The 1,942-nt window shown below is 64.0% G+C and carries 1 protein-coding gene; it reads right to left on the bottom strand.

The window, feature by feature from the left end:
- Positions 1-106 precede the first annotated feature (106 nt).
- Entirely contained in the window at positions 107-925 is an 819-nt protein-coding gene (locus tag C471_RS09190; protein WP_004045523.1) for a rolling circle replication-associated protein, read from the bottom strand.
- Positions 926-1,942: the final 1,017 nt, after the last annotated feature.

Raw genomic sequence — 1,942 nt, forward strand, 5'->3', positions numbered from 1 at the left:
GGGTCGCCGAAAATCGAACCGACCCCACCACCCACCACAGGGACCTATAACGGTGTCTAGGGGGACCCCACCCGGCACCTCTCACCTCGCGGTGGGACCGACCGATCTAGTCTGGTGGCGGTCCTCTATCCTCGTCGCGCCGGAAGTCTCCCGACGCAGCCGACACCCAGTCCTCGACGATCGGATCCCACGCCATCAGTGACCAGTCCTCCTCGAGCGCACTGCCGTCACGATCGTCGCCGCCCGGATCGCGTGGATCGAGATCGACGTCGGCGCTAGATCCGTACCGCCGCGACCCCGACGGCAGGAACGACAGCGAGCCACGACCGAGGTACGCACTGATGTAGTGCGCCGCGTTCCGTGCGTCCACCCGCCGGATGTCCACCACCCGGCCGAGGCCGACGCGCTCGGCCAACTGCGACAGTTCCCGCTGCGGCAGGAACCGATCCACGAGCAGGTGCAGGTGCGGCCGGTCCCGCTCGTCTCCCTCGTGCCGCACCCACAGATACGACAGGTTTGGATAGCGGTCCCTCAGTTCCGTCCTCAGCGCGTTCCACCGATCGGTGATGTACTCGTGCTTCTCCTCCTTCGACGCGGGCGCTCTGCGGTCCACTGTGAGCGTCAGGAACCGACGCATCTCCGGGCGCTCCTCCGTGATCCGTTCTATCTCCTCGATCAGTCCCATCCTCAGCCGGTGGCCGCAACACTCGCAGTCCCACGAACCGCAACGGTACGACGCCTGTTCCCCCGATTCTGTCTGGTACTTCAGGTGCGCCAAGTCCTTCCGGCAGTCCGGCCGCTCCCGATCCGGCCCGCAATCCCAGTCCCGACCGAGCCGTGACTGCTCATCCAACTCGACCTCGCCGTCGACGGGATCCGCGCTCACTCCGACCACCCCGACCGACGCGATCGCGAGCTGCTCCACGAGTGGCCCGACAGCACGTCCGGCCCAGCTGGGGCGGCACTATCCGACGACCGCGACGAAGACGAGCCGGTGGCACCGCACCGCACCATAGCCACCGGCACGTCTTCTACCGCACCGCACGGTGGAACGCCTGAATTGGCGAAGCATAGCGGCTCTTGAGTTGTTCTAACTAGCGTCGAGTAAAGACCGCACCGCCGCCGCACCGCCACCGCACAAGATAGCCCCCTCCCGCCGGTCGGGGGCGTGCGGATCGGGCGGCCCTCGAGCCGGGTACGCCGGCTCTCGGGCAAATCAAGATCGCCCGATCCTTGCGGTGGATCGGCGCTTAGTCGTCCAGACCGAGCGTTTCCGTGAACCGTCGAAACACTTACTGACTCGGCTGAGAGAGGACAGAGCGAGGACGAACCCTCCGGCCAAGAGGTTTCCACCGGGCGATTCTGCCACAAATCGCGTCCGGTGGAATCGTCCGTCGCCCGGGCCTTCTCCGGGCATTCACTCACGTTGCGTAGCTTTGACTGCGACGAGAACGACTAGCCCCTTAAAGAATACTGACCTTTCACCCCGGCAGAACATCTACCTATCCCGATACTACCAACACGCCCACATATTGTTATTAGCAGTTCTAACCATAGCCAGACAGAACCCGAAACCGCATGACAGCGCAGGGGTCGCCGATCGCCCCGGAGTATCACCCATCACAACTTACCGCCGTCTTGCGATTCTTCCCCCTGTCGAATCCCGGCCCTATCCGTACAATCGCAGGACGGCGTAAGGATACCCCTGTCTGAACCGCCACAACTTACCGCCGTCTTGCGATTCTCCCACCACAATCACTCGCCCCTCCGCTCCCTAATCGCAGGACGGCGCAAGGGTCGCCGAAAATCGAACCGACCCCACCACCCACCACAGGGACCTATAACGGTGTCTAGGGGGACCCCACCCGGCACCTCTCACCTCGCGGTGGGACCGACCGATCTAGTCTGGTGGCGGTCCTCTATCCCTGTCTCTTATACACAT

Source organism: Halorubrum saccharovorum DSM 1137, assembly GCF_000337915.1.
In the GTDB taxonomy this organism is placed as follows: domain Archaea; phylum Halobacteriota; class Halobacteria; order Halobacteriales; family Haloferacaceae; genus Halorubrum; species Halorubrum saccharovorum.